Here is a 1,591-nt window from a genome sequence, read left to right as displayed (position 1 = left end):
TACGTCGGGGCTAAATCGCGCCAGCGCTGGCTGTTTTACGCGTATGACAGGCTCCGGAAGACGGTTGTTGCGCACGTATTCGGTGAACGCACTATGGCGACGCTGGGGCGTCTTATGAGCTTGCTGTCACCCTTTGACGTGGTGATATGGATGACGGATGGCTGGCCACTGTATGAATCCCGCCTGAAGGGAAAGCTGCACGTAATCAGCAAGCGATATACGCAGCGAATTGAGCGGCATAACCTGAATCTGAGGCAGCACCTGGCACGGCTGGGACGGAAGTCTCTGTCGTTCTCAAAATCGGTGGAGCTGCATGACAAAGTCATCGGGCATTATCTGAACATAAAACACTATCAATAAGTTGGAGTCATTACCCCGTAGGAATTATACAAAACTTGGCGAATTCACTCCACCAAAAACCGATGCTGGCACCGGAAGGACAATTCATCTGGTTCAACCAGCTATTGATGCTCTTAAAAGTCAGGCGGAAATGACCATGCTTGGAAAGCAACATTCTGTAGAGGTAAAGCAGAGGGAATATGGGAGAAGTACTGTGCATAAATGCACTTTTGTTTTTAGTCCTCAGGTAATAAAACAGCGGCAGTTTTCCGGACCGCACTATAAGGTTGACTCCATCAGGGAGTCATGGACAAGTATCTTAAAACGCGCAGGTCTGAGACACAGAAAATCGTACCAATCCAGGCATACTTATGCATGCTGGTCACTTGCCGCTGGAGCTAATCCTAGTTTTATCGCAAGCCAGATGGGCCACACAAACGCACAAATGGTATTCAATGTTTACGGAGCATGGATGAAAGACAACAATCACGAACAGATAGAACTCCTTAACAAAAGACTATCTGAAAGTGTCCCATGTATGCCCCATAAGAAAGTGGGGTAAAATAAAAACTTGTAAAATCAGTTAGTTTACCCTTAATCCCTGTCACGTTACGCGCGTGGCAGAGGCGTTACGGATTGCTGAAACCGCAACGGACAGACGGCGGTCATCGGCTGTTCAACGATGCCGATATTGACCGGATCCGCGAGATCAAACGCTGGATCGACAACGGCGTGCAGGTCAGCAAAGTTAAAATGCTGCTCAGTAATGAAAATGTTGATGTGCAGAACGGCTGGCGCGATCAGCAAGAAACATTACTGACTTACTTGCAAAGCGGCAATCTGCATAGCCTGCGAACGTGGATCAAAGAGCGCGGTCAGGATTACCCCGCCCAGACGCTCACCACGCATTTGTTTATTCCTCTGCGTCGACGGCTTCAGTGCCAACAACCGACTCTCCAGGCGCTGCTGGCGATCCTCGACGGCGTACTGATCAACTACATCGCCATCTGTCTGGCTTCGGCACGTAAAAAACAGGGTAAAGATGCGCTGGTGGTTGGCTGGAATATTCACGATACCACCCGTCTGTGGCTGGAGGGCTGGATTGCCAGTCAACAAGGATGGCGCATTGATGTCCTCGCCCACTCGCTCAATGTAAGGCAGTATGACTTTCCGTGAGACAGATGCTGGCCAACGTGGGATATTTAACGCGGGTTAACATCGTTGTCAGAGCCGCATGGGTGAGCTGTTGCTA

Annotated in this window: 3 pseudogenes; all 3 read left to right on the top strand. The window is 49.8% G+C overall.

What is annotated here, in order from left to right:
* A pseudogene (locus BFF42_RS16410) lies at positions 1 to 360 on the top strand (IS1-like element IS1B family transposase); the annotation flags it as partial.
* Positions 361 to 376: 16 nt separating this feature from the next.
* Positions 377 to 901 (top strand): annotated as a pseudogene (locus BFF42_RS16405) (tyrosine-type recombinase/integrase); the annotation flags it as partial.
* A gap of 35 nt (positions 902 to 936) precedes the next feature.
* A pseudogene (gene mlrA, locus BFF42_RS16400) lies at positions 937 to 1,491 on the top strand (HTH-type transcriptional regulator MlrA); the annotation flags it as partial.
* Positions 1,492 to 1,591 lie beyond the last annotated feature (100 nt).

Origin of the sequence: Shigella sp. FC1661 (assembly GCF_001712525.1) — a bacterium.
GTDB lineage: Bacteria > Pseudomonadota > Gammaproteobacteria > Enterobacterales > Enterobacteriaceae > Escherichia > Escherichia coli.
The sequence above is the reverse complement of the archived record's forward strand: the minus strand, read 5'-3'. Positions and strand labels throughout refer to the sequence as shown.